Source organism: Algiphilus aromaticivorans DG1253, assembly GCF_000733765.1.
Classification (GTDB): Bacteria; Pseudomonadota; Gammaproteobacteria; order Nevskiales; family Nevskiaceae; genus Algiphilus; species Algiphilus aromaticivorans.
The window spans coordinates 3,213,814-3,236,681 of record NZ_JPOG01000001.1; the positions used below are offsets into that span (position 1 = coordinate 3,213,814).

Genomic DNA, 22,868 nt, shown 5'->3' on the forward strand with positions numbered 1-22,868 from the left:
ACGAGCGTTAGGCAATTTCCGGAGGAGAGACCGATGAACAAGGCCGCCCAAGCCGTAGAAACCACCGCCGTCGAATCGGCGGACCATGAGGAGATCCGTCGTGTCTTCGCCGCCCAGCGCGACACCATGCTGGCCTGGCGCCAGTCCACGGCCGCCGAGCGGCTGGGGCGCATCCAGCGCCTGGTCGACGCCGTGCGCGCCCATACCGACGAGATCGTCGAGGCTGGCGCCAAGGACTTCCGCAAGCCGCCCGAGGAGGTCCACCTCACCGAGATCCTGCCCATCTACATGGAGGCCAAGGACGCACAGCGCCACCTCAAGAAGTGGATGAAACCGGAGAAGGTGGCGCCGACGCGCATGATGGTGGGCACCAAGGGCTACATCCAGTACGAGCCCAAGGGCCGGGCGCTGATCATCTCGCCCTGGAACTACCCGCTGAACCTCAGTCTCGGGCCGATGGTGTCGGCGCTGGCCGCCGGCTGCCCCGTCATCCTCAAGCCCTCCGAGATGACCCCGCACATGAGCGCGCTCATGAGCCGCCTCATCCGTGAGACCTTCGACGAAACCGAGGTCGCGGTCTTCGAAGGCGAGGTGGATGTCAGCCAGACCCTGCTCGACCTGCCCTTCGATCACATCTTCTTCACCGGTAGCCCGGCCGTCGGCAAGATCGTCATGGGCGCAGCCGCCAAGAATCTGACCAGCGTGACGCTGGAGCTGGGCGGCAAGTCGCCGACCATCGTCGATGAAACCGCCGACATCAAGGCGGCGGCCCAGACCATCGCCTGGGGCAAGTACACCAACAACGGCCAGACCTGCATCGCGCCCGACCACATCTACGTGCACAACAAGGTGCGCGAGGACTTCGTGCGCGCCACGGTCGAGGCCCTGCAGAAGGCCTACGGCGATTCCGCCGACGCGCAACAGGAATCCCCTTTCCTCGCGCGCATCGTCAACGCCAATCACACCGCGCGCATCAAGGGCCTGCTGGATGACGCCAAGGAGCGCGGCGGCCGCGTTCTCTACGGCGACACAGTGGACGAATCGGATCGCTACATCGCACCGACCCTGCTCACCGACCTGCCCGACGACGCCAGGATCATGGAGGAGGAGATCTTCGGTCCGCTGCTGCCCATCATCGGCTACGACTCCCTGGACGAGGTCATCGGCAAGGTCAATGATGCGCCCAAGCCGCTGGCGCTCTACATCTGGAGCAAGAACGAGAAGAACATCGACGAGGTCATGCACCGCACCAGCTCGGGCGGCGCCTGCATCAACCACGCCGTAGTGCACTTCCTGCACGGCCACCTGCCCTTTGGCGGCGTCAACAACTCCGGCATCGGCAACGCACACGGCCTATTCGGCTTCAAGGCCTTCTCGCACGAGCGCGCCGTGGTCCGCACGCGCTTCATGCTGGCGCGGATGTTCTTCCCGCCGTACACGAAGCTCACCAACTTCATCATCAAGATCCTGCCCAAGAGCCTCTGAGCCTCGGGACGGCGGTTCTGGCTGAACATCCGGCCGGCACGGTGCCGCCGCCGAGCCGGCGGCGCACCAATACGCGGCTGCGCATCATCAAGGCCGCCGCCGAGGTCTTCGCCGAATGCGGCGCCGAGGCAGCCACTGTCGCGGCCATCCTGCGGGCGGCCGGTGTGTCGCGCCGCACCTTCTACCAGTTCTTCCGCGACAAGCAGGATGCGCTGGCCGCCGTCTACGAGCGCTCCACCGAGCATCTGCTGCGCCTGCAGGCACCCGCCGTGGCGCGCGGTGACAGTGGGCTGGCCTGCATCCTGAACGGGCAGGACACCTACATGCACTTCGTCGCGGCCGCCGGGCCGATCGTGCGCGTGCTCGCCACCGAGTCGCTGCGCCCGGACAGCCCGCTGGCGCCGCACCGGAGCACGCTGCATCAGCGCATCGCAACACTCTACGGCGACGCCTACGAGCGGGCGGAAGGCCAGCAGCTGGACCCGCTGGTACTGATGAGCGCCATCCTGCTTGTGGAGAGCGTCAGCATCCACGTCATGAGCCAGCGCGACACGGCGCCCGACAGCGTCGAGCGGGCGATCAGCGTGCTGCGCGAACTGGTCGCCCGCATGCTGGAACCGCCACCGACCGTCGCCTGACGGTCGGCGGCGGGGCCGGGCATCCCTCAGCGCACGCCCTTGTTGCGCAGTGCGGCGGGCGCGAAGTCGCTCGGACTGCGGTCGATGGGCTCGTAGAACTTGTCCGATTCGTTGCGCAGCGTCATCGCCAGATAGCGACCCGACTGCAGGTCGTGCTTGACCTCCAGCGCCGTGCTCAGGAAGGGAACATCGTAGAAGGGCATGGTGTGCAGCTCGTCGACGCGCCAGAGCTCGTCGCGGTTGTCGTACTTGTCCTGCACGTGCACGATCCAGCTGTCCTCGTCGAGATACATCGTGCGGCGCTTATAGATGTGCGAGGTGCCCTCCTTGAGGGTGGCCTCCACAACCCAGACGCGGTGCAGCTCGTAGCGCGTGTGCTCGGGATTGACGTGGCCGGGCCGCAGCACATCGCCGATGGATAGCGCGGTCGAGCTGGCGCGATAGGCGTTGTAGGGGATGTACATCTCCTGCTTGCCGACCAGCTTCCAGTTGTAGCGATCCGTCGCGCCGTTGAACATCGCGAAGTCGTCGTTGGTACGCAGGCCGTCGGCGGCCGTGCCAGGATTGTCATAGGCGACATTCGGCGCCAAGCGCACGCGGCGCTGGCCGGGGTTGTAGGTCCAGGCCTTGCGCGGCTGGGCGACCTGGTTGGCGTATTCATGCACCAACAGGATACTGCCCGACAGCCGCGGCGGCTCCAGCACCATCTGCAGGAAGTAGAAGAGCAGGTTGTCCTGCCGCTCCTCCGGCGCGCGCTGCTGGTTGCTGTAGTCGAAGTCATACTCGTAGTCGAAGCGCACCAGGTTGTAGTCGCCGCCCTCGGTGACCGCCGCCTGCGCCCAGCTGGTCGAGTACATATCGCCCTTGTAGGTCGTCAAGTGGTTCCAGATGGCCTCGACGCCGCTCTGCGGAATCGGAAAGGCGAGACCGCCGGAAGCGCCCTCGAAGCCGTTGCCGCCCTCAACCAGCGAGACGCGGGTGGCGTTCTGCCGGGTTTCCTCGTAGTAGCCCTCGGGATAGGCAGCGCTGCGATGACTCGGATAGACCGGCATTTCCCAGGTGTCGTAGCGCTTCAGCAGCGCGATCTGACCCGGGCTGAGCTTGTCCGCGTACTGCTCGTAGTTGTCTCCGTCGATGACGAAGAGCGGCTCCTCGTCAGCGTAGGGATCCGGATAGGACCCGCCGGGCTCGAAGTCGGGATGCACTTTGGTGAGCCCACCCTCCCAGGCCGGGATGCTGCCGTCGTCGTTGCCGGCGCGCTCGGCGCCCATGGGCGTGAGCGAATCGCCCAGCTTCTCGGCGGCTTCGGGCGAGACGCCGGCGTGGATGCTGCCCGCGACCATCATCAGGCAGGCGGCGGTAATGCTGTGCTTGGCTGTCATGAAGTTCTCCGTGCGGACGCGTTCAGAATGCGTACGAGACGCTGATGTTCAGGAAGTCGCGGTCGCCGTTCGGATTGGCGCTGGTCGCATAGTTCTGAGGCTGGCCTTCGGGCGGGGGCAGCAGATCCGTGCCCGAATAGGTGCGACCACCGAAGAAGCTCGTGTAGGCCACATTCGCCTGCCAGCGATTCAGATAATTGACCTCCACGCCGGCGGTGAGGGCCATGGTGTCCTCGTTGAAGGTGGCGCTGACGCCGTTGACGTCGTGCGCGAAGACCAGCCGCGGGCTGATGTTGGCCGCCCCCAGGGCGTTGTCGTAGGTCAGCGCACCCACCAGGCGATAGCCCCAGGAGGTGCGCGTGGCGAAGCCCTCTTCCTGGATAGAACCGCCGGAGGCCGCGCCGTCCGCCTGGATCAGCTGGTCGCCGCTCTGGATGGGCAGGCCGGAGCCCGGCGCGGGCAGCGCCACGCCGGGGCCGGCGTAGAACTGGTCGTCAGGCAGCATCTGCCGGGTAACGCCGACCTCGCCGAGGGTGACCAGCTGATTGGCGCCGAACTGCGGGCCGAAGGACTTGGTGAGCGTCATCTGCGCCTGGTGCACGCCGACGCGGTCGTAGCCCTGAATGACGGTGCCGGGAGCGGTCAGAATGGCTTCGGGCGCCATATTGCCGCCGCCCACATCGACGAAACCCTGCCCGGTGACGCTGTTGGAGACGCCCAGCGAGGCCATGACCAACTCCGGGCCGGAGATCTGCACCGGCTGGTTGGGCCGATAGGAGTATTCACCCTGGATGGCGATGCCGGCCGGTGCGCTGGTATTGAAGCTGAGGCCGAAGAGATTAATGTTGCCCGGGTAGCTGCCGAAGTAGCTCGCCCGGCAGCTGGGGGTATCCGCCGCCTCGCTGCAGGTGGGCAGCGCCCCGTTCAGGCTATTGGTGCCACTGCTGCCAGGCGAAGCGTTGTCGCCCTGGATCGTCGACAGATGCGGCGTGCGGCTGTGGTAGTGCAGGTAGTAAAGGCCGAACTCGGTGTTGCCCAGCGCCTGCGAGAAGTAGCGGAAGGCCACGCCACCCTGCTTATAGCCCTCGGGGTCATCGCGAAACTCGCGCGGCAGCCAGACCATGGCCGCGTCGTCCTCCACAGGGCTGGTCAGCGCGCTGTTGTCGTCCTTGCGGCGGCCGAAGGTCACGACCACCTTGTCGCCGTCGTTGGACAGGGTGTCGTTGGTGGAGAAGAAAGAGCCGCGCGGATCGATCTCGGTCCGGCGGAAGGCCGTGAGCCACACGAATTCCATGCTCATGGCGTTGCTGAGCTGCATCGAGCCCCAGAGCATCGGCGTCGGCGTCAGCGCCTCGCGCAGCTCCGAGCCGGGCGCGCGAATGCGCGCGACATCGATGGGATTGATGCTGTTGATGCTGTTGCGGATGAAGGTGCTTTCGCCCCAGTTCACGACCTGATTGCCGAAGCGCAGCGCAACCGAACGGTCGGCGACGCGGAAGCGGCCGAAGACGAAGAGGTCGAGCAGGTCGATGTCGTGCTGCAGGCGTCCGCGCGCGCGCCGACCCAGCTCGTAATTGCCGGGCTCGCGGTCGCTTACCGGCAGACCGTCGGCGTCGAAGCGCGCCTCGCGGTCGTCGGCGTCCGTGGCGATCTGGTCGTAGAAGTAGCTGAAGCGCGAGAACAGGCCGTAGTTGCCGCGGCGCAACTCGAAGTCATGCGTCGCCTTGGCCACCGCCGCGACGACATCGCCGGCCTCGAAGCCGAGGTTGCCATCGTCGCCGTTGGCGGAACGCGCCAACCCGCCGTTGCTGATACCGATCTGATCGGCATCCGGGTCCTGCGTCCGGAATGTCGCGCCAATCGACAGCGTGGTATCCAGCCGCGCATCGAATCCCGCGACGTTGAAGCTGTTCGCCGGTGCCACCAGCGGCAGCGCCAGCGCCAGGCCAGCGGCGCCCAGGCGCAAGCGCCCCCCGAGTCTGCTCTGCATTGTCGTCTCCTTCGTCCCGCACCAAAACGGCCGGCCAGAAGCCGGAACCCATCTGCGTGGCGGTACGCGGCAGCGCCCGCCAACTTGTATATGCTCTGTTTACATCACTAATATGCGAGCGGTGGCCAAGGGACACCCGACTCCGGGCGCCAAGCTGGTGACCGGGGGCGACAGCGGCAAGCAAGGGGGACAAGCGATGCAACGGAGCGCAAGCAGCCTCAGCAGCTGGGCCCTCGCCATCCGGCGGACGCTGGACGACGCCGGGCACGACGGGCTGGCGCTAATGCACCGCGCCGGTATGGACCCGGCAGCGCTGAGCGACCCCGACGCGCGCTACCCGCTGGCGCAGACCACACGGCTTTGGCGCCTCGCCGTCACCGAGACCGGCGACCCCTGCATCGGCCTGCGCGTGGCCAGCCGCATCGGCCAGACCACCTTCCACGCGCTGAGCTATGCGCTCATGGCCAGCAGCACGCTGCGTGAATCCTTCGAGCGGCTGACCCGCTATTGCCGGATGGTCACCGACGCCGTCGACATGGACTTCACGCGCGACGGCAACTGCTACCGCCTCCGGATCCGTGTTCCCGAAGACGGTGAACAGCCCGCCTTCGAAGCGCTCGACGCTTTCGTCGCAGCCTATGTCCGCATGTGCCGCTCGGCGCTGGGCCGGCACTACAGCCCGCTGCGCATCGAGCTGCAGCGGCCGGAGCCGGCCGAGGCCGACTGCTTCCGCCGCATCCTGCGCGCACCGCTGTGCTTCAGCGCGCCGATGACCGAGCTGGTCTTCGACGCCGCCAGCCTGGAGCAACGCCTGGAAACGGCCAACCCGGAGCTGGCGCGTCACAACGACGCCGTCGTGCTGCACTACCTGGCGCGCTTCGATCGCGAGGACACCGTCGCCCGTGTACGCGCGACGCTGGTCGAACATCTGCCGCGCGGCGAACCCTCGCAGGGCTTCGTCGCCGACCGGCTGGGCCTGAGCGCGCGCAGCCTGCAGCGCCGGCTCGCCACCTTCGGCGTGACCTACAAGACGGTGGTGGACGAAGCGCGGCGCGAGCTGGCGCTGTCCTATCTGAGCCGCAACCTCACCAGCGTCACCGAAGTCACCTATCTGCTGGGCTTCTCGGACACCAGCAGCTTCGCGCGCGCTTTCCGGCGCTGGACCGGCGCCACCCCTACGCAATGGCGTCGCAGCCGGGCAGCACACGGTGTGACTGCGACCACGCGCGTCATCGCGACCGACGCCCAGCCGCTAGGCGCGGCCGGAAGCCCCTAGCGGCCGACACAGTGGCCACGGCTACACTGGCCGGCCACACCCGTCATCAACGCGCAGCCCGCAAGGCCGCGCGCGCCAGGTCACCCCATGCATCCGCCGCTACGCCGCCTTCTCCGCCGCACCCGACCGACGCTTGCCACAACGCTCATCGGCGCGCTGCTCGCCGGCGCCGCGCTGCCAGCCACCGACAGCGTCGACACCCGGCGGGGCGAGCACGCCGAGACGCTGCACGGCATTCGCGTCGCAGACCCCTACCGCTGGCTGGAGGACACGGCGTCTTCCGAAGTCGGCGACTGGGTGGCGCGCCAGAACCAGCAGGCGCGCCGTCATCTGGGCGCGCTGCCGCAGCACGAGGCCTTCGTTGAAGGGCTGACCGCTCTCTGGGACTACGAGCGGCGCAGCCTGCCCGGGCTCAGCGCCAGCGGCGCGCAGGTCTTCGAGGTCAACAGCGGGCTGCAGGAGCAGCCTGTGCTGCACTTCCGGGCCGCCCCCGAAGCCGAGGCGAGGGTGCTGCTCGACCCCAACGCCATCGACGCCGAGGAACCGCTCTCGGTGGCCGACTACGCGCTGTCGCCGGATGGCGAGCTGCTGGCCTACGCGCTGTCGCGCTCGGGCTCGGACTGGCGCACCATCCGCGTGCGCCGCACCGCCGGCGGCGAGGACCTGCCAGTGACGATCCGGCGCGTTAAATTCTCGGACATCGCCTGGAGCGCCGACAGCGCCGGCTTCTTCTACTCGCGCTACCCGGAGGCCCCCGACACGGCGGACGAGAGCTTCGACCCGCTCGCCCACCAGCAGCTGCGCTTCCACGCCATCGGCAGCGACCCCGCCAAGGACCCGGTGGTGCGCGCCGATCCCGAGCACCCGCGACGCGGCTTCTCGGCGGAGGTCTCCGACGACGGCGCCTGGCTGTTCCTCTACGACTGGGAGGGCACGCGCCACAACCGGCTGCACGTCCAACGCCTGTACCGTGACGCCCGCGCCCGCCTCAGCGGCGAGACGGTTCCCGTCGTGCGCGAGCTGCGCGCGGACTTCGAGGTTGTCGGCAATCACGGCGACACCCTCTATGTGCTGAGCAACGACGCCGCGCGCGGGCGCATCTTCGCCGTCGATCCCGGCGCACCGCAGGACTGGCGCCCGGTCATCCCCGAAGGCGAGGATGTGCTGCGCGACGCGCGGCTTGTAGGCGGCAAGCTCGTCGTGCACGCGCTGCGCGACGCAGCTTCGGTGCTGCGCGTGCACGACCGGCACGGCAAGCTGCTGCGCGAGATCAAGCTTCCCGGTCTGGGAACCATCACGGGCATCCGCGGCCGCGCCGAGAGCTCGCGGCTCTACTACGGCTTCACCAGCCCGACGCAGCCGACTCGGCTCTACGGCCTCGATCTCCACAGCGATGCCGAGGCCGATCTGCTGCACGCACCAGCGGTCGCCTTCGCTGCCGAGGCCTACGTCACGCACCGCGGCTTCGCCAGCTCGCGCGACGGCAGCCGCATCCCGGTGCTGGTGACGCATCGCCGCAACATCGAGCATGACAGCGACAACTCCACCGTTCTCTACGGCTACGGCGGCTTCAACATCGCGCTGACGCCTCGCTTCTCGGTGCCGGCAGCCGCCTGGCTGCAGGCCGGCGGCGTCTGGGCCATCGCCAATCTGCGCGGCGGCGGCGAATACGGGCGTGCCTGGCACGAGGCCGGCATCCGCACCAACAAAACCAATACCTTCGACGATGTCATCGCGGCGGCCGCGTGGCTCAAGAACGAGGGGTACTCGAAGCCCGCTCGCATGGCGCTGCACGGCGCCTCCAACGGCGGAATGGTGGTGGGCGCGGTGCTCAACCGCCGGCCCGATCTCTTCGCCGCGGCCGTGCCCGCCGTCGGCGTCATGGATCTGCTGCGCTTCCACGAGTTCACCATCGGCTGGGCCTGGATGCCGGACTACGGCGACCCCGGCGACGCCGAGGATTTCGAGACGCTGCACGCGATCTCGCCCTATCACAACATCCGGCCCGATACCGCCTACCCGGCGACGCTGATCACCACCGCCGACCACGACGACCGCGTCGCCCCCGGGCACAGCTACAAGTACGCCGCCCGCCTGCAGCGCGCTCAGGCCAGCGACGCCCCGGTGCTGCTGCGCGTGCAGACGCAGAGCGGCCACGGCACCGGCAAGGGCACGAGCCAGCGCATTGCCGAATGGAGCGACATTCTCGCCTTCATCGCTGAGCACACCGGACTGGAGCTGACCGAGAACGAGGTCGCGGACGACGCCCGCTAGGGCGCCAGCTCGCGCTCCAGCCGCAATCCCTCGCCACCGTCCTCGTAGTAGCCGGGCAGACGCGTGCGCTCGACATAGCCCAGCGCCGCGTAAAGCGCGCGCGCAGCCGCGTTGTCGGCGCGCACTTCCAGGCGCATGCGCACACAGCCCCGCCGGCGCGCCTCCTGCTCGAGTGTCGCCACCAGCGTGCGGGCCAGCCCGCGTCCGCGCGCGCCGGGCGCGACCACCAGGCTGTAGATGCGCCCGACCCGACTACCGACACGCGTCAACAGCACACTGGCACCGGCCAGCCCATCGACGCCGTCGACGACAAGCATGCAGGCCGAAGGCGAGCGCAGCAGCCGGCGCAGCGAGCGCGCGGACAGACGATCGCCCGGAAACAGCGCCTCCAGCGCAACCAGCGCCGGAAGATCCGCCGCGACGGCCGGGCGCGGCGTCTTCACTGCGGCATGCGGCCGTAGCGGCGCGCGTCGAGCTGGGCGCGCATGTGCGCAATGACACGCTCGTAAAGCGCATGCCCCAGCACCTGATCCTCGACGCCGGCGTCGAGATTGGGGTTGTCGTTGACCTCGATGACCTTGACGCGGCGGCCCGACTGCTTGAGATCGACGCCGTAGAGCCCGTCGCCGATGGCGCGCGCGGCGGCGACCGCGGCGCGCAGCACCGCACGCGGCGCCTCTTCGACGGGAATCGTCTCGTGCGCACCCTCATCGACACCGCCGGCGCCATCGCGCTTGACGATCTGCCAGTGCGCCTTGGCCATGAAATAGCGGCAGGCGTAGAAGGCCTCGCCGCCGATGACGCCGATGCGCCAGTCGTAGTCGGTGGGCTCGAAGGCCTGCGCAACGATGATATCGGAGCGCTCCAGCATGGCCTGCGCGGCGCGCTTCAGCGCCGCGGCGTCGTCGACCTTGACCACGCCCAGCGAGAAGGCCGAATCGGGCTGCTTGAGTACGCAGGGCAGTCCCAGCCGGCCGACCACCTCGCCGAGGTTGCGGGCGTGCACGAGCATGGTGGCAGGCGTGGCGATGCGGTGGCGCGTCATCAGCTCGGCCAGGAAGACCTTGTTGGCGCAGCGCAGGATGGACTCCGGATGATCGATGACCACCAGGCTCTCGCGCGCGGCACGGCGCGCGAAGCGATAGGTGTGGTGGTTGACGGCCGTCGTCTCGCGGATGAACAGCGCATCGAACTCGGCGATATGGCCGTAGTCGCTGCGGTCGATGAACTCCACCGCGAAGCCCTGCGCCTCGGCGGCGCGCTCGAAGTGCTTCAGCGCACGCGCGTTGGAGGGCGGCTGCGCCTCGTCGGGGTTGACCAGGATGGCGAGGTCGTAGGCGTGCCGGCGGCGGCTGCCGCGGCTGCGCCCGCGCTGGCGGAAGTAGTCGGCGGCAACCTCCGCCAGAAAACCGCGATGCGCCTCCGGCACTTCACCCAGCGCCAACGCGCGGATGGCCTCCACGCGCCAGTCGTTACCCCGACGCGCCAGACGTATCTCCAGCAGCGGCGCCGGGAAGGCGTTGAATAGTGCCCGCGCCAGCCGCGCGTGGCGCTGCACCGGGCAGCGGCCAAAGTAGGCGTGCAGAACATGGCGGGGCGACTCCAGCGGAGCCAGCGAGGACTGCAGCAGGCGATCCAGATCCTCGTTGAGCAGGCGCGGACCGTCGCGCAGCTTGAGGTCCTGGATGGTCGTCACTTCCGGCAGCGGTCGATGGCCGCGCGCGGCCGCCAGCAGCGAAACGTAGTAGCCCGAGCTCTGGTAGGCGAAGGAACGACAGAGGTTGTAAACGCGCGTGCGCGGCGGCTCGCCGGCTGCCTCGTTGAGATACTCCCAGGCCGTCATCACGCGCACGGCCGCGTCGCCCGCAACGGGTGCCGGCCAGTCGGCACGCTGGTCCACCACGACGATGCCGGTCATGCGCTCCCTCCCCCTCCGGTCTTCGACGGCTCGATAACGAGCAGATTGCAGTCGTAGGACACCACGCCCAGCAGCACGGCCGCGATAAGGCGCTCGATCTTTACCGGGTAGACGCGCGCCTCGCCGTCGAAGGGATTGCCGGCCCAGGGGTCCGCCACCCATACCTCGCGCTTGCTTCGATCGTAGCCGGAAAGCACGACGAAATGCCCGCCCGGCTCGCCGTGCAGATCGTCGAACTCGTTGTCCGGGCGCTCGCGCGGCGTGCGGTAGAGCCACGTGGAGGACAGGCCGGTGAGGATCGGAATACCGCGCGTCAGATATTTGCGCAGCAGCGCGCCGGTGAGGTCTGCCATGCGCAGCTCGCCGCCGGCGCGCAGCACCTCGATGTAGCCCTGCGTCGCCACTGCCAGCTTGGGATGCGCCGCGCACTTGATCGGCAGCTGCGCTTCCAGCTTGGCGATGAGCGCGGCACGCGACAAACTCACCCAGCTCGGGTCGAAGACGGCGAGATTGTGCAGATAGATGCGCGCCCGATAACCACGCGCCAACGCGTGCAGGGCCAGGAAGGCGTCGAGGGTGCCGCCGTCGCGCAGCTCGCGTGTCTGCTCGATAACCGCCTCCAGCGCGATGTCGTCGCCGTGATAGCGGTAGACCGCGTGCAGGCAGGTCGGCCCGCAGGTGGTGTCGGTGGGCTGGGCGGGGACTTCGAAAGCGAGACGAGTTGTCATGGGCGGTAGGCGAGCGGCGCGCGCATTCTGCGCCTTGCGGCGCGCCCGCGCATCGCCCAAGATGCCGCTCGATGAGCGCTTCCGCCACTTTCCGACGAACGGCCTGCCTGCTGCTGTTGGGCGCGCCCCTGCTCACCCTCGCGGAGGGCGACTGGCGCGCCGAGCGAGTAGGTGGTGAAGTGCTGCGCGATGGGCAGCAGGCCCTCGCCGACGGCGAGCCGGTGGCGTCCCCGGCACGCCTACAGCTGGCGGAAGGCGCCGCCCTGACCTTGCGCAGGGACGCCTCTCGCCTGCGTCTGCGCGGCCCGGCAGAGCTGCGCCTACACGAGGAAGGGCCCGACGGTGGCGCGCGGATCGTGCTCAGCAAAGGCGCCATGCGCACCAGCGCCGAGTCGGGCCCGGCGCTGAAGATCAATGCGGGTGCGCTGCGTCTGCAACTGGACGAGGCTGAGGCCTGGGTGGAGACCGCCGATACTGGCCGCGTCTGCGCGCTGCATGGCGAGATCGCCGTGCAACACGCCGAGGCCTACCCCACCTACCGACTGCAGGAAACGGGCGCCTGCCTGGCCGCGGCCTCTGATGGCGTGCTGCTGCACGAGTGGCCGGACCGGGCAACGCTCAACGCCCGGCTCGCGCGCGCCGACGGCGGCAGCCGGCCGCTGCCGGCCAACTTCCGCCCGCCGCTGGCGCCGGCGCGGCCTGCGGATGCGGCACTGCCACGCGAGCCGGCAGACGCACCGACATCCGATGCCACGACGCCCGTGAACGAAGGCGGCTGGTACGTCGTGCTGGGCGCCTTCTCGACTCAGGAGCGCGCTCAGCGGCAGCTCGACACGGCCGCCGTAGACGGTCAGGTACTACCGGGTACCGCGGACGCAGCACCCTATCGCAGCGTGGCCGGCCCGCACGCCGACCGCGAAGCCGCCGAAAGCGCGCGGGAAGCACTGCGCGAACGCGTCCCTGGCGCCTGGCTGCTGCAGCACACCCCATAAAAGCGGGACGGCGCGACATACGCGCGCATGCTACATATTCCCTGTCTTCAATCCGGAATAACGCCATGCACCGTGTCTTTCCCGCCGCCGGCCTTGCCGTGCTGCTAACACTGACCTCCTTCTCCGCCATCGCCGGAGGCTGGGCGCGCATCGCCTCCGAGGGAGAAAACATGAAACTGGAGTACGGCGACGCAGCGCTGCGCATGAGCGTAGGCGGTCAGGGCGAGGACGCCTACCTCCTGATCCGGGACGGCAAGATCTACTCGGTCACCGGCGGGGTGGTGATCGACGCCACCAGCATGATGGAGCGCTTCGGTAACAAGACGAAGACGCCGGGCGACTCACTGGCACGCTTCCACGGCCTGGAAGCCACCGGCCGCAATGAGACGGTTGCGGGCATAAGCGGCGAGGTGCATGTGCTGGATTTCACCGACCACAACGGCCGGCGCCAGCAGAAGGAGGTCGTGCTGTCGGATGACCAGCGCGTGGTCGAAATGCAGCGCGCCTTCCTGCGCATGACGAAGACGATGGCCGACGCCGCCGGCACCGACACGGCCGGCGCTGCCGACTTCGAGGCGGCGCTGGGCAGCCGCGGCGTGCTGCGCATGGGCAACGAGATGCGCGTGGCGGAAATCAGCGGCGACGACCCGGGATCCGCCCGTTTGGAGCTGCCCTCGAAGCCGATGAGCTTCGGTGACTTCGGCGGCGCTTTCGGGAAGTAGCTAGCGCGCCGGTAAGGCAGCGGCGGCCGGCTCGCGAGCCAGCCAGCCGATGCGGTGGGCCGCGGGCTCGTAGACCTCGCGCCAGCCGCTGCGCACCGACAGCAGGATCAGCAGGCTGCCGTCTTCCAGCTGCGTGATGGCCTCGCCGTCCGGCGCGTCATGCAGCATGGCGGCCTCGCTCAAGCGATAGCGCGGCAGATGCGCGCCCACCGTCGCGGCCATGTCGGGGGCGGCGCGCACACGCGTGGCATCCAGCGCGACCAGGGCGCGCAGCGCCCCGGCCAACGCTTCGGCGTCATCGGTTTCGGCGAGAGCGGCTTCCGCCGGCCCGGCCAGCGCGAAGGTCTCTTCGGCATCCTCGCGCGCGCCCAGGCCCAGACGCTCCAGCGGAATGAAGAAGGTGCCGCGCTCAGGCGGGCGGTGCGGCTCGCGCGCTTCGGCAACACCGACGAGCAGCAGAAGCGGAAGGCAGCGAATCAGAGATTTCGGCACGCCGATTCTCCTCGGAACGAGGGACCACCATCCCAGACCGCCGCCGCTGCGGCAAGACGACTCAGTCGCGCGCGGCGCGCTTGCGCTCGTGCTCCTTGAGAAAACGCTTGCGGATGCGGATGGCCTTGGGTGTGATCTCCACCAACTCATCGTCGTTGATGAACTCCAGCGCCTGCTCCAGGCTCATCTTCACGGCCGGGGTCAGCAGCACGTTTTCATCCGAACCGGAAGCGCGGACATTGGTCAGCTTCTTGCCCTTGAGGACATTGACCACGAGATCGTTTTCGCGCGAGTGGATGCCGACGACCTGGCCTTCGTAGACGATATCGCCGGGCTCCGCCATCATTCGACCGCGGTCCTGCAGGTTGAAGATGGCGTAGGCCAGCGCCTTGCCGGCCTCGTTGGAGATGAGCACACCGTTGTGACGATTCCCCACCGCCATCGCCGCGCGCGGCGCGAAGCGGTCGAAGTTGTGCGCCAGCAGGCCGGTGCCCGAGGTCAGCGACAGGAACTCGGTCTGGAAGCCGATGAGCCCGCGCGAGGGGATGTCGTAGGACAGTCGCACGCGCCCGCTATCGTCGGTGTGCATATCGGTCATCTGGCCGCCGCGCTCGTTGAGCGCCTGGATGATCGCGCCCTGGTACTCGCCGTCGATATCCGCGGTCAACCGCTCCCACGGCTCGTGAATCTCGCCGTCGACCTCGCGGGTGATGACCTGCGGCCGGCCGACGGCCAGCTCGTAGCCCTCGCGGCGCATGTTCTCCAGCAGCACCGAGAGATGCAGCAGGCCGCGCCCGGAGACCCGGAACTGGTCAGCCGAACTCTGCTGCTCGACACGCAACGCGACGTTGACCTTCAGCTCGCGCTCCAGGCGCTCGCCGATCTGGCGGCTGGTGATGAACTTGCCCTCGGTGCCGGCCATGGGCGACTTGTTGACCTCGAAGGTCATGCTCATGGTCGGCTCGTCGACCTCGAGCAGCGGCAGCGGCTCGGGCGCGGAGGGGTCGCAGAGGGTCTCTGAAATGCCCAGCTCCTCGACGCCGGTCACGGCGATGATCTCGCCGGCAGTGGCGCCGCTGACCTCGCGCCGGTCCAGACCGAGGAAGCCGAGCACCTGCAGCACGCGCGCGCTACGCTTGGAGCCGTCGCGGGCGAGCACGCTCACCGAAGTGTTCGGGGTGATGCGGCCGCGCTTGATGCGACCGGTACCGATGACGCCGACGTAGTTCGACCAGTCCAGCGAGATCACCTGCATCTGGAAGGGGCCGTCCGGATCGACGTCGGGGGCAGCGACGCGATCGACGATGCTCTCGAAGAGCGGGCTCATGTCGCCTTCGCGCACGTCCGGCTCCAGACCGGCGTAACCCTGCAGCGCCGAGGCATAGACGATCGGGAAATCCAGCTGATCATCACTGGCGCCGAGGGCGTCGAAGAGATCGAAGACCTGGTTCACCACCCAGTCCGGCCGCGCGCCGGGGCGGTCGACCTTGTTGACGACGACGATGGGCTTGAGGCCCAGCGCGAAGGCCTTGGCGGTGACGAAGCGCGTCTGCGGCATCGGGCCGTCGACGGCGTCCACCAGCAGCAGCACCGAATCAACCATCGACAGTACGCGCTCAACCTCGCCACCGAAGTCGGCGTGGCCGGGGGTGTCGACGATGTTGATGCGGTAGTCGGTACCGTCGCGGCTATCCTTCCAATCCAGCGCGGTGTTCTTGGAGAGGATGGTGATGCCGCGCTCCTTCTCCAGCGAGTTGGAATCCATGATCCGCTCGCCGTAATCGGTGCGTGCCTCCAGCGTGTTGGACTGGCGCAGCAGCTTGTCGACCAGCGTGGTCTTGCCGTGGTCGACGTGGGCGATGATGGCGATGTTGCGAAGCGATGCAGTCATGAAATTGGTGCGATGCACAAAATGCGGCAAAAGGCGGCGCATGGTACGCCCTAGCGGCGACCGAAGCGAGCGCGGCGCGCGCTAGCAGCTTCTGTCAAAGTGGCCCGACCTTTTTTCTGGAGCCTTCATGCGCTACAGCGTGCCTCTCGTCGCTCTGCTGTTGACCCTCGCCACGCCACCGGCCGAGGCGAACTGGTGGGAACGCCTTTTCGGCAACGCCCCACAGGAAAGCGAGACCAGCGAAGACAGCACCGATTCCGCGCCCACCGCGACCCGGCTGGGCAGCGACACCATCGCGGACGGTCTGCGTGCGGCGCTGGATCAGGGCATCTCGCGCGCGGTGGCCGAACTCGGGCGCGAAGACGGCTTCTGGGGCAACCCCGCTGCGCGCGTTCCGCTGCCGCCCGCGCTGGAAGGCCCCGCCGAGCTCATCCGCCGTGCCGGCGGCGGCGCGGCAGTGGACAGCTTCCGGCGCAGCCTGAACCGCGCTGCTGAGCAGGCAGTGCCCGAGGCTGCGCAGGTTTTCGGGCAGGTCCTGCAGGCCATGACCCTGCGCGACGTACGCAACATCCTGCAGGGCGCCGAGGACGCGGCCACGCAGTACTTCCGCACCGAAACGGCCGAGACGCTGCGCGCGCGCTTTCGGCCCGTGGTGGCGCAGAGCATCGACCGCGCCGGCGTCGGCCCCGCCTACGACGCACTACTGCGCAACGCGGGTCCCTATGCGGCGCTGGTGGGCGCTCCGGAGAATCTGGAGGGCCACGTCACCGAGCGCGCTCTGGACGCCCTTTTTGCGCGCATCGCGACCGAAGAGGCACGCATCCGCAGCGAGACGGCCGCGCGCGGCAGCGAACTTCTGGAGCGCGTCTTCGGCGGCTGAGCCACCGGCGTCGGCTTCAGGCGCCCTCTTCCTCGGCCATCTCCGCGCGCGCCTGGGCGTCCTCGCGCAGGCTGTCGTTGTCGCGCAGATTGGCCTGCGCCATACCGGTCACGGGGTGCTCGGAACCCAGCGCCTCTTCGAGGATGCCGGCGGCTTCCTTCAGCACTTTCTCGGCGGCATCGAAGTCCTGCTGGATCTGCAGAGCGGTGCCGAGGTTGTTGAGGGCCACGCCGACATTGGCGTGCGCATCCCCCAGCGCCGCGCGGTAGGCATCCACCGAGGCGCGATACATTTCCAGCGAGGCTTCCATATCGTCGGCAACCTCGTAGGTCTCTGCCATATCGCCGTAGAGCGCAGCCATGGCTTCGCTTTCCTCGGCGCCGGCATCGCTCAGCAGCGCTTGGGCGCGCTCCAGTCGGGCCATGCCGGCTTCGGCATCGCCGCCGTTGGTCAGCAGCATGCCGTAGTCGGCCAAGGTACGCGCCAGCGCCCTCGGTTCGGCGTCAACCTGCGCTTCCTGAAGCCCGACGGCGCGCTGATAGAACTGCTTGGCGTCCTCGTCCTGGCCGCGCATATGAAAAAGCCACGCCGTGTTGGCGACGGCCTGAGCGTATTCGGGACTCTGCTCGCTGAACTCGCGGGCATCCTCCAATGCCGACAGGCAGAGTGGATTCGCCGCCTCGATGTCGGCGTTGTCGACCAGCTGCCGGCACTTGTCGTTGGCGGTGCGCAGCTCGGCCACCTCGCCGGTTTTGCTCTTGCTCTGCCCGGCCTCTTCGGCCGTGCCGCAACCGCTCAGCATGAGTCCCATCGCCGCTGCCGTGAGAATCGCCTTCATCGGTCTCCCCGCTTCGATGCAAAGCGACGACCTTGCCGGTCGCCATCGCGCAGCGCAAGCACGCCGCAGGCCTGTACACAACAGCAACAGCCGTGCGCGCAGCCTTAAACTGCCGTGATGAATCTGCGCCTACCCCAGCGTTTCCGCTATCTACGCGCCCGCGGACATGCGTGGCTGCAGACACATCCGCGGACGCTGGACGCACTGGAGTTCACCGGCTGCCTGCGTAAGGGTCCCGAGGCCATTGCGCGCGGCGTCTTCATCGGCATTTTGGTCGGGCTGACACCCACTGTCGGCGGTCAAACGCTGTTGATGATCCTGGGATGCATGATGCTACGCGGCAATTTTCCCAGCGCCTTCGCGGTGTCGTGGGTCAGCAACCCCTTCACCGTCGCACCGCTCTACTGGCTCTTCCACGGCATCGGCAAGGGAGTGTTTCAAAACCTGTCGCTCTTCGACAGCGACGCCTGGTTCGTGCAGGGCATCGGCGATGACATCGTCTTTGCCGGCCTGGGCAGCCTGCTGTTGGCGCTGCCCGCCGCCTTCGGAAGCTATTTCCTATCGCACCGAATCTCGGCGGCCCTTCTCGCACGCCGTGCCGCCCGCGTGCGCGCCTAGTACTAGTCAGCCACCGAGCGCAGCTCGTCGAGCAGCACCTCGCCGGGCCAATCGCGACGGCCGTCGGCTTCGGCCTCGCGGATGAGGGCCACCATGCGCGCGTTCACCGGCGCCTGTCGCCCCAGCCGCTCGGCCAGGCGAAGGACCTCGCCGTTGATCCAGTCGATCTCCGTGCGTCGGCCACGCTCGAGGTCCTCCCACATCGAGGAACGCGCCAGCGGATCGATGGCCAGCATGCGGTTGCCCAGCCGTCGGAACAGCCAGTCCGGCATGCTCAGCGCGGCGGGCAGCCAGTGCGGCGGCAGCGCCGTGATCTTCGCGGGCCGGATACCGACGGCTTCGAGCAGCGCCAGCGTCTCGCGCTGAGCCATCGCCACGCAGCGGCGATAAGCGCGCTGGCTCAGCTCGGCCTTGAGCGGAATACCGGAGAGCGCGTTGACGGCGTTGTTCAGATTCAGCAGCAATTTCGACCACAGCACGGCGGGCATGTCGACGTGGCGCTGCAAAGGTAGGCCGGCCTTGTCGAACACCGGCTGCCAAAGATCGAGGATGCTGCTGTCAGCGACCTCGAGATCACCCTCGGAGCCGTGATGAAAGCGCCCCTGCCCCTGATTGACCACGTTGAAGGGCACCATGCCGGCCAGCACCGGCTGATCCGGCAAGCATTCGGCCAGCACCTCGGCGTTGTGCAGCCCGTTCTGGAAGCTGATCACCGGCACGTCGGAGGCGAGGTGACTGGCCAGCTCGTGGCCGGCGGACTCCGTCGCGGCGGACTTGACGGTAACCAGCACAAGGCTGGCATCGGCCGCAGCAGCGGCTTCGGTGCGGAAATCCACCGCGCCCGGCGCCAACACAGCGTGGAAGCCGCGCAAGTCGCTGAGGGTCAGCCCGTGGTCGGCCACTTCCGCGGCGATACCGGCACGACCGATGAAGCGCACCGGCGCCCCCGCGGCGGCGAGCCGGCCGCCGATATAGCAGCCGACGCTTCCCGCTCCGATGACAACGATGCAGCCGCGGGCTTCCGGCATGCGCTTGCTCCTCCTGCCTATCAGTGATCGTCCGGCGGGCGGCCGCGCAGGCGCTTGCGCGCGCCGCGCTGCTTCTTGGCTTCGAGGCGACGACGCCGGCTGCCCCGTGTCGGCTTGGTGGCGATGCGCGGCCGCGGCGCGCGGGCTCCCAGGCGCAGCAGGCGCGCCAGCGCCGCAAAGGCGTCGCGCCGGTTCATATCCTGGCTGCGATGCGCCTGCGCCTTGATGACGATGCGCCCGTCGTCGCTGATACGGCCGTCGGCTAATGCGAGCAGCCGTTGTTTCCAGGCCTCCGGCAACTCGGTATCGGCGAGATCAAGGCGCATATGCACCGCCGTGGAAACCGCGTTGACGTTCTGCCCACCCGGCCCACCGGCGCGCACGGCGTGCCAGCGCGCCTGCGACAGGGCGCGCTCGATCTCGGCTTCCGGGCTAGGCTTCATGCGTGCAGCCTACCCATACCGCCCCGCTCGCCGCCACAACAACCACCCCGCTTGCCCCGGCCGCGTCCAGTTGCCGACCGGGCGCGTAGGAAGATCATGCTGCGTACCCCCTGCCTTCTCGCTGGCCTGCTGAGCGCGACGGTTCATGCTGCGCCTTACGAACCCTATGTCCCGGCTACCGGCGAGCAGGTGCTGCTGCGCGTCGCGCCGGACGACTCGGAGGCCGCATCACGCGTTCGCGCTCTGCGCGAGGCCGCTCGCGCGGCCCCCGGTGATGTCGACGCTGCCGTGCGCTTCGCGCACGCGGCCATCGAGCGCGCCCGCGCCACCGCCGACCCGCGCTGGTACGGACAGGCCGAGAGCGTGCTCGTGCACTGGGAGGACGCACCGAGCACACCGGTAGCCATCCGCGTGCTGCGCGCAACCATCGCCCAGCACCGGCATCGCTTCGAGCAGGCACTGGCCGAGCTCGACGCGGTCATCGCCGAGCAGCCCGGCCATCCGCAGGCGCGCGTCACGCGCGCGGTGATCCACAGCGTGCAGGCGCGCTACCAGCAGGCGCTGCGCGACTGCGCGGCGCTGCTTCGCGTCGGCGAGCTGCTGACCACGACCTGCATGGCGACGCCGCGCAGCCTCAGCGGTGAGGCAGAAGCTGCGCTGGCACAACTCGACCGCGCGCTGGCGCGCGCGCCCGGCGACGCCGGCACGCGACTATGGGCGCTGACCGTGGCAGCCGAAATTGCCGATCGCCTGAACCGCGACGATGCCGACGCGCGCTATCAGCGCGCCCTTGCCGCGGAGGGCGCCGGACGGAATCTCTATCTGAAACTGGCCTACGCCGACTTCCTGCTGCACAACGACCGACCCGACGAGGTCGCGGAGCTGCTGCCGCCCTACGGCGACACCACTGAGGCGCAGATCCGCATCCTGCGCGCCCGCGCGCAGCAAGGCGAGCCCGTGGATCCCGGCCCGCTACGCGCCCGCCTCGACACCATCCGCACGCGCGGCAGTGAGCCGCACTACCGCGAGGAAGCCATGACGGCGCTGCATCTCGAACAGCGCCCGGCCGAAGCGCTGTGGCTGGCGCGCGAGAACTGGCGGCAGCAGCGCGAACCACTCGACGCGCTGCTGCTGCTGCAGGCGGCCCTCTCCGCCGACGACCCGTCGGCTGCCGCGCCCGTTCGCCGATGGATGCGCGACAACGGCGTGCAGGATCACCGGCTGCAGGCGCTGCGCGAGCAGCTCGCCGATACTGAGGAGGCCAGCCTATGAGGCCGGTGCTGCTTTCGGCCTTGCTCTTGGTCGTCGCGGCAACGGCGACGACAGCGGCGCACGCCCACAAGCCCAGCGACAGCTATCTGCGCCTAAGCGTGGCCGGGGACACGCTGACCGGCCGTTGGGATATCGCGCTGCGTGATCTGCACGAGTTGCTCGATCTCGACACCGACGGCGACGGCGCCATCACCTGGGCCGAGCTGCGCGCCAGTCGGCATGCCGTTATCGACACAGCCACGGGCGCGCTGCGAATCGACGGCGACGGCCGCGCCTGCGCGCTCGACTTCGGGCCACTGCGCGTGGTCGATCACAGCGACGGGCCCTATGCGGTGCTGGCGCTGCAGGCGCAATGCGCGGCGGCGCCACTGGAGCGCTTGCGCATCGACTACCAGCTGCTCTTCGAGCTGGACGCCAGCCATCGCGGGTTGCTGAATCTGCAGTTCGGCGGCACGCACAGCGCGATTTTCGCGAGCAACGCGCGCAGCCGGGAATTCGATCGCACACTGACCAGCGGCTGGGTGCTGTTCTGGAACTACCTCCACGAAGGCGCCTGGCACATCTGGGTTGGCTTTGATCACCTGCTCTTCCTGCTCTGTCTGCTGCTACCGGCCGTGCTGCAGCGCAGCCCGGAAGGCTGGGTCGCTGCGCCCAACGGCCGCGCGGCCTTCCTGGGCGTGCTGAGCGTCGTCACCGCCTTCACCGTGGCACACGCGATGTCGCTTTCGGCAGCCGCGCTCGACTGGCTGCGCCTGCCGACGCGCTGGGTGGAAGCCGCCGTTGCGGCCACCATCATCTTCGCTGCGCTCAACAATCTGCTGCCCATGGTGCGGCGGCGGCTCTGGCTCGTGGCCTTCGGCTTTGGCCTCGTGCACGGCGCCGGCTACGCCGGCGTGCTGGCCGGCCTCGGCCTGTCAACGGCGAGCCTGGCGCTGGCGCTGCTCGGCTTCAATCTCGGTGTTGAAGGCGGTCAGATTCTGATCGCGGCAGCTTTCATGCCGCTGGCCTGGTGGGCGAGACACGCGGGCTGGTATCGCCACGGCGTGGTCGTGCCCGGTTCGGTGGCCGCCATCCTGCTCGGTGGCGGCTGGCTGCTGCAGCGGCTTTTTCACATCCGTCTGGAGGGACTCTGGTGAGCTATCGAAACAGTGCCGTCGCACTTCTGCTGCTGACCGCGACCCCGGCCGCCATGCCCCACGGCGCCGGCTACGAGCGCGAACCGGAAGCACCGGCCGAAGTCTTGCGCTTCCGCTACGCCGCCGGGGGCGCCATGGACGGGGTGCAGGTGCAGGTATCGCGCCCGGAAGACGGCGGGCTGTTCCAGGTCGGGCGCACGGACCCGGCCGGTCGCTTCGCCTTCGTGCCGGACGAAACGGGCGAGTGGACAGTGACAGCCGACGACGGCCAGGGCCATCAGTTGCAGGCGCGCATCGCGGTGGGCGCGGCGACGCAGCAGGAGGCAGCGCAGCGCGTGATGATCCCGCCGCTGGCGCTGCTCGGAGCATTGATCCTCAGCCTGCTCGTCAACGCCGGGCTGTTCTCGGCCTGGCGCGCACAAAAAAAGCCCCGCCACTAGGGCGGGGCCAGAAAGGCCGTGATCGGGCGCAGACCTTGCCCGTCACGGCATCGAGATCGATGGGGGTCATATCGATCTCGAATTGGGCTGGCCTCTCGTACTACGAATCGAGAAGCCGGTTCAGAGGCAGTCGGAGGTGAATCCGCTAGCCCCAAGTAATGCATCCTCGGGTGTGCCAGCGGCGCCGAAACCGACGCCCCCGAGAGGCGCGGAATCCCGCGCCTCCGGAGCCTGCTGGCATTCGTCGCCTACGAAAGCGGCGAGGTCCTGCGGCGGCGGCGTGGCCACCGGGCCATCCTCCTGCATCGGATCCTCAACCATGCCCGGGGCTTGGCTGCCAACACGGTCGGTGGCGCCGTCGCAGGCCGCCAGCCCGAAGCCGGCGATCGCAATAAACGCTATGGCAATACGCATATCAAGCCTCC

At 68.6% G+C, this 22,868-nt stretch carries 22 protein-coding genes; 11 read left to right on the forward strand and 11 right to left on the reverse strand.

Translation table 11 applies throughout. The features are described 5' to 3' along the window. Positions 1-33 precede the first annotated feature (33 nt). Both U743_RS14960 and U743_RS14965 read left to right on the forward strand, forming a co-directional pair. Positions 34-1,485, forward strand: coding sequence for an aldehyde dehydrogenase family protein (locus tag U743_RS14960; RefSeq protein WP_043769329.1), 1,452 nt, complete (start codon positions 34-36; stop codon positions 1,483-1,485). A gap of 41 nt (positions 1,486-1,526) precedes the next feature. Further along, positions 1,527-2,123 (forward strand): TetR/AcrR family transcriptional regulator, encoded by a 597-nt coding sequence (locus U743_RS14965; protein ID WP_043769330.1) that lies wholly within the window; start codon positions 1,527-1,529, stop codon positions 2,121-2,123. A 26-nt stretch (positions 2,124-2,149) separates the two neighbouring features. Here U743_RS14965 and U743_RS14970 read toward each other — a convergent pair whose 3' ends face one another. Both U743_RS14970 and U743_RS14975 read right to left on the reverse strand, forming a co-directional pair. Then, positions 2,150-3,505 carry a DUF1329 domain-containing protein gene (locus U743_RS14970; protein ID WP_043769332.1) on the reverse strand — a complete coding sequence of 452 codons (1,356 nt, stop codon included), beginning with the start codon at positions 3,503-3,505 and terminating at the stop codon, positions 2,150-2,152. A gap of 22 nt (positions 3,506-3,527) precedes the next feature. Then, positions 3,528-5,495, reverse strand: a complete 1,968-nt coding sequence (locus U743_RS14975) for a DUF1302 domain-containing protein (RefSeq protein ID WP_052368246.1) — start codon at positions 5,493-5,495, stop codon at positions 3,528-3,530. A 196-nt stretch (positions 5,496-5,691) separates the two neighbouring features. Between U743_RS14975 and U743_RS14980 the strand changes: the two genes are divergently transcribed. Both U743_RS14980 and U743_RS14985 read left to right on the forward strand, forming a co-directional pair. Beyond that, the gene (locus U743_RS14980) at positions 5,692-6,771 is read left to right on the forward strand and encodes an AraC family transcriptional regulator (RefSeq protein WP_084191591.1); all 1,080 of its coding nucleotides are present in this window, start codon (positions 5,692-5,694) and stop codon (positions 6,769-6,771) included. Between the two features lie 87 nt (positions 6,772-6,858). After that, a complete protein-coding gene (locus U743_RS14985; protein WP_052368247.1) occupies positions 6,859-9,045 on the forward strand; it encodes a prolyl oligopeptidase family serine peptidase in 2,187 nt (728 codons plus the stop codon). On the opposite strand, the gene U743_RS14990 is transcribed toward U743_RS14985, so the two are convergent. Genes U743_RS14990 through U743_RS15000 form a run of 3 tightly spaced genes read right to left on the reverse strand, consistent with a single transcriptional unit; the run spans position 9,042 to position 11,691 of the window. Then, positions 9,042-9,488, reverse strand: coding sequence for a GNAT family N-acetyltransferase (locus U743_RS14990; protein WP_043769334.1), 447 nt, complete (start codon positions 9,486-9,488; stop codon positions 9,042-9,044). The two genes, U743_RS14985 and U743_RS14990, sit on opposite strands and share 4 nt — an antisense overlap. Then, positions 9,485-10,963: a RimK family protein gene (locus tag U743_RS14995; protein ID WP_043769336.1), complete on the reverse strand. Its 1,479-nt coding sequence runs from the start codon at positions 10,961-10,963 to the stop codon at positions 9,485-9,487. The genes U743_RS14990 and U743_RS14995 overlap by 4 nt, the downstream gene beginning before the upstream one ends. Further along, entirely contained in the window at positions 10,960-11,691 is a 732-nt protein-coding gene (locus tag U743_RS15000) for a C39 family peptidase (RefSeq protein WP_043772412.1), read from the reverse strand. The genes U743_RS14995 and U743_RS15000 overlap by 4 nt, the downstream gene beginning before the upstream one ends. Positions 11,692-11,762: 71 nt before the next feature. Between U743_RS15000 and U743_RS15005 the strand changes: the two genes are divergently transcribed. Then, positions 11,763-12,683, forward strand: coding sequence for an SPOR domain-containing protein (locus tag U743_RS15005; RefSeq protein ID WP_043769338.1), 921 nt, complete (start codon positions 11,763-11,765; stop codon positions 12,681-12,683). A 65-nt stretch (positions 12,684-12,748) separates the two neighbouring features. Further along, positions 12,749-13,405: a hypothetical protein gene (locus U743_RS15010; protein WP_043769340.1), complete on the forward strand. Its 657-nt coding sequence runs from the start codon at positions 12,749-12,751 to the stop codon at positions 13,403-13,405. Here the strand turns inward: U743_RS15010 and U743_RS15015 are convergent, their stop codons facing one another. Together U743_RS15015 and typA are read right to left on the reverse strand one after the other, a co-directional pair. Next, a complete protein-coding gene (locus tag U743_RS15015) occupies positions 13,406-13,897 on the reverse strand; it encodes a hypothetical protein (RefSeq protein ID WP_043769342.1) in 492 nt (163 codons plus the stop codon). Between the two features lie 61 nt (positions 13,898-13,958). Then, entirely contained in the window at positions 13,959-15,788 is a 1,830-nt protein-coding gene (gene typA / locus U743_RS15020; protein WP_043772415.1) for a translational GTPase TypA, read from the reverse strand. Between the two features lie 127 nt (positions 15,789-15,915). On the opposite strand from typA, the gene U743_RS15025 reads away from it, so the two are divergent. After that, the gene (locus U743_RS15025; RefSeq protein WP_052368248.1) at positions 15,916-16,668 is read left to right on the forward strand and encodes a DUF4197 domain-containing protein; all 753 of its coding nucleotides are present in this window, start codon (positions 15,916-15,918) and stop codon (positions 16,666-16,668) included. A 16-nt stretch (positions 16,669-16,684) separates the two neighbouring features. Here the strand turns inward: U743_RS15025 and U743_RS15030 are convergent, their stop codons facing one another. Then, entirely contained in the window at positions 16,685-17,506 is an 822-nt protein-coding gene (locus U743_RS15030) for a tetratricopeptide repeat protein (RefSeq protein ID WP_043769344.1), read from the reverse strand. A 117-nt stretch (positions 17,507-17,623) separates the two neighbouring features. Here U743_RS15030 and U743_RS15035 point away from each other — a divergent pair, with 117 nt between their 5' ends. Beyond that, positions 17,624-18,124, forward strand: a complete 501-nt coding sequence (locus U743_RS15035) for a DUF2062 domain-containing protein (protein ID WP_043769346.1) — start codon at positions 17,624-17,626, stop codon at positions 18,122-18,124. Between the two features lie 2 nt (positions 18,125-18,126). On the opposite strand, the gene U743_RS15040 is transcribed toward U743_RS15035, so the two are convergent. After that, entirely contained in the window at positions 18,127-19,152 is a 1,026-nt protein-coding gene (locus tag U743_RS15040) for a 2-dehydropantoate 2-reductase (RefSeq protein WP_043769348.1), read from the reverse strand. A gap of 20 nt (positions 19,153-19,172) precedes the next feature. Further along, positions 19,173-19,595, reverse strand: a complete 423-nt coding sequence (gene arfB / locus U743_RS15045; RefSeq protein WP_052368249.1) for an alternative ribosome rescue aminoacyl-tRNA hydrolase ArfB — start codon at positions 19,593-19,595, stop codon at positions 19,173-19,175. Between the two features lie 96 nt (positions 19,596-19,691). Between arfB and U743_RS15050 the strand changes: the two genes are divergently transcribed. The 3 genes from U743_RS15050 to U743_RS15060 are packed head-to-tail and all read left to right on the forward strand — an operon-like array spanning position 19,692 to position 22,443. Continuing rightward, entirely contained in the window at positions 19,692-20,867 is a 1,176-nt protein-coding gene (locus tag U743_RS15050; protein WP_052368250.1) for a tetratricopeptide repeat protein, read from the forward strand. Then, positions 20,864-22,003, forward strand: coding sequence for a HupE/UreJ family protein (locus U743_RS15055; RefSeq protein WP_043769349.1), 1,140 nt, complete (start codon positions 20,864-20,866; stop codon positions 22,001-22,003). Before U743_RS15050 ends, U743_RS15055 begins: the two co-directional genes overlap by 4 nt. Further along, positions 22,000-22,443 (forward strand): hypothetical protein, encoded by a 444-nt coding sequence (locus U743_RS15060; RefSeq protein ID WP_052368251.1) that lies wholly within the window; start codon positions 22,000-22,002, stop codon positions 22,441-22,443. Before U743_RS15055 ends, U743_RS15060 begins: the two co-directional genes overlap by 4 nt. A 120-nt stretch (positions 22,444-22,563) precedes the next feature. Here U743_RS15060 and U743_RS15065 read toward each other — a convergent pair whose 3' ends face one another. Next, positions 22,564-22,857, reverse strand: coding sequence for a hypothetical protein (locus U743_RS15065; RefSeq protein WP_043769351.1), 294 nt, complete (start codon positions 22,855-22,857; stop codon positions 22,564-22,566). Between the last annotated feature and the right edge of the window lie 11 nt (positions 22,858-22,868).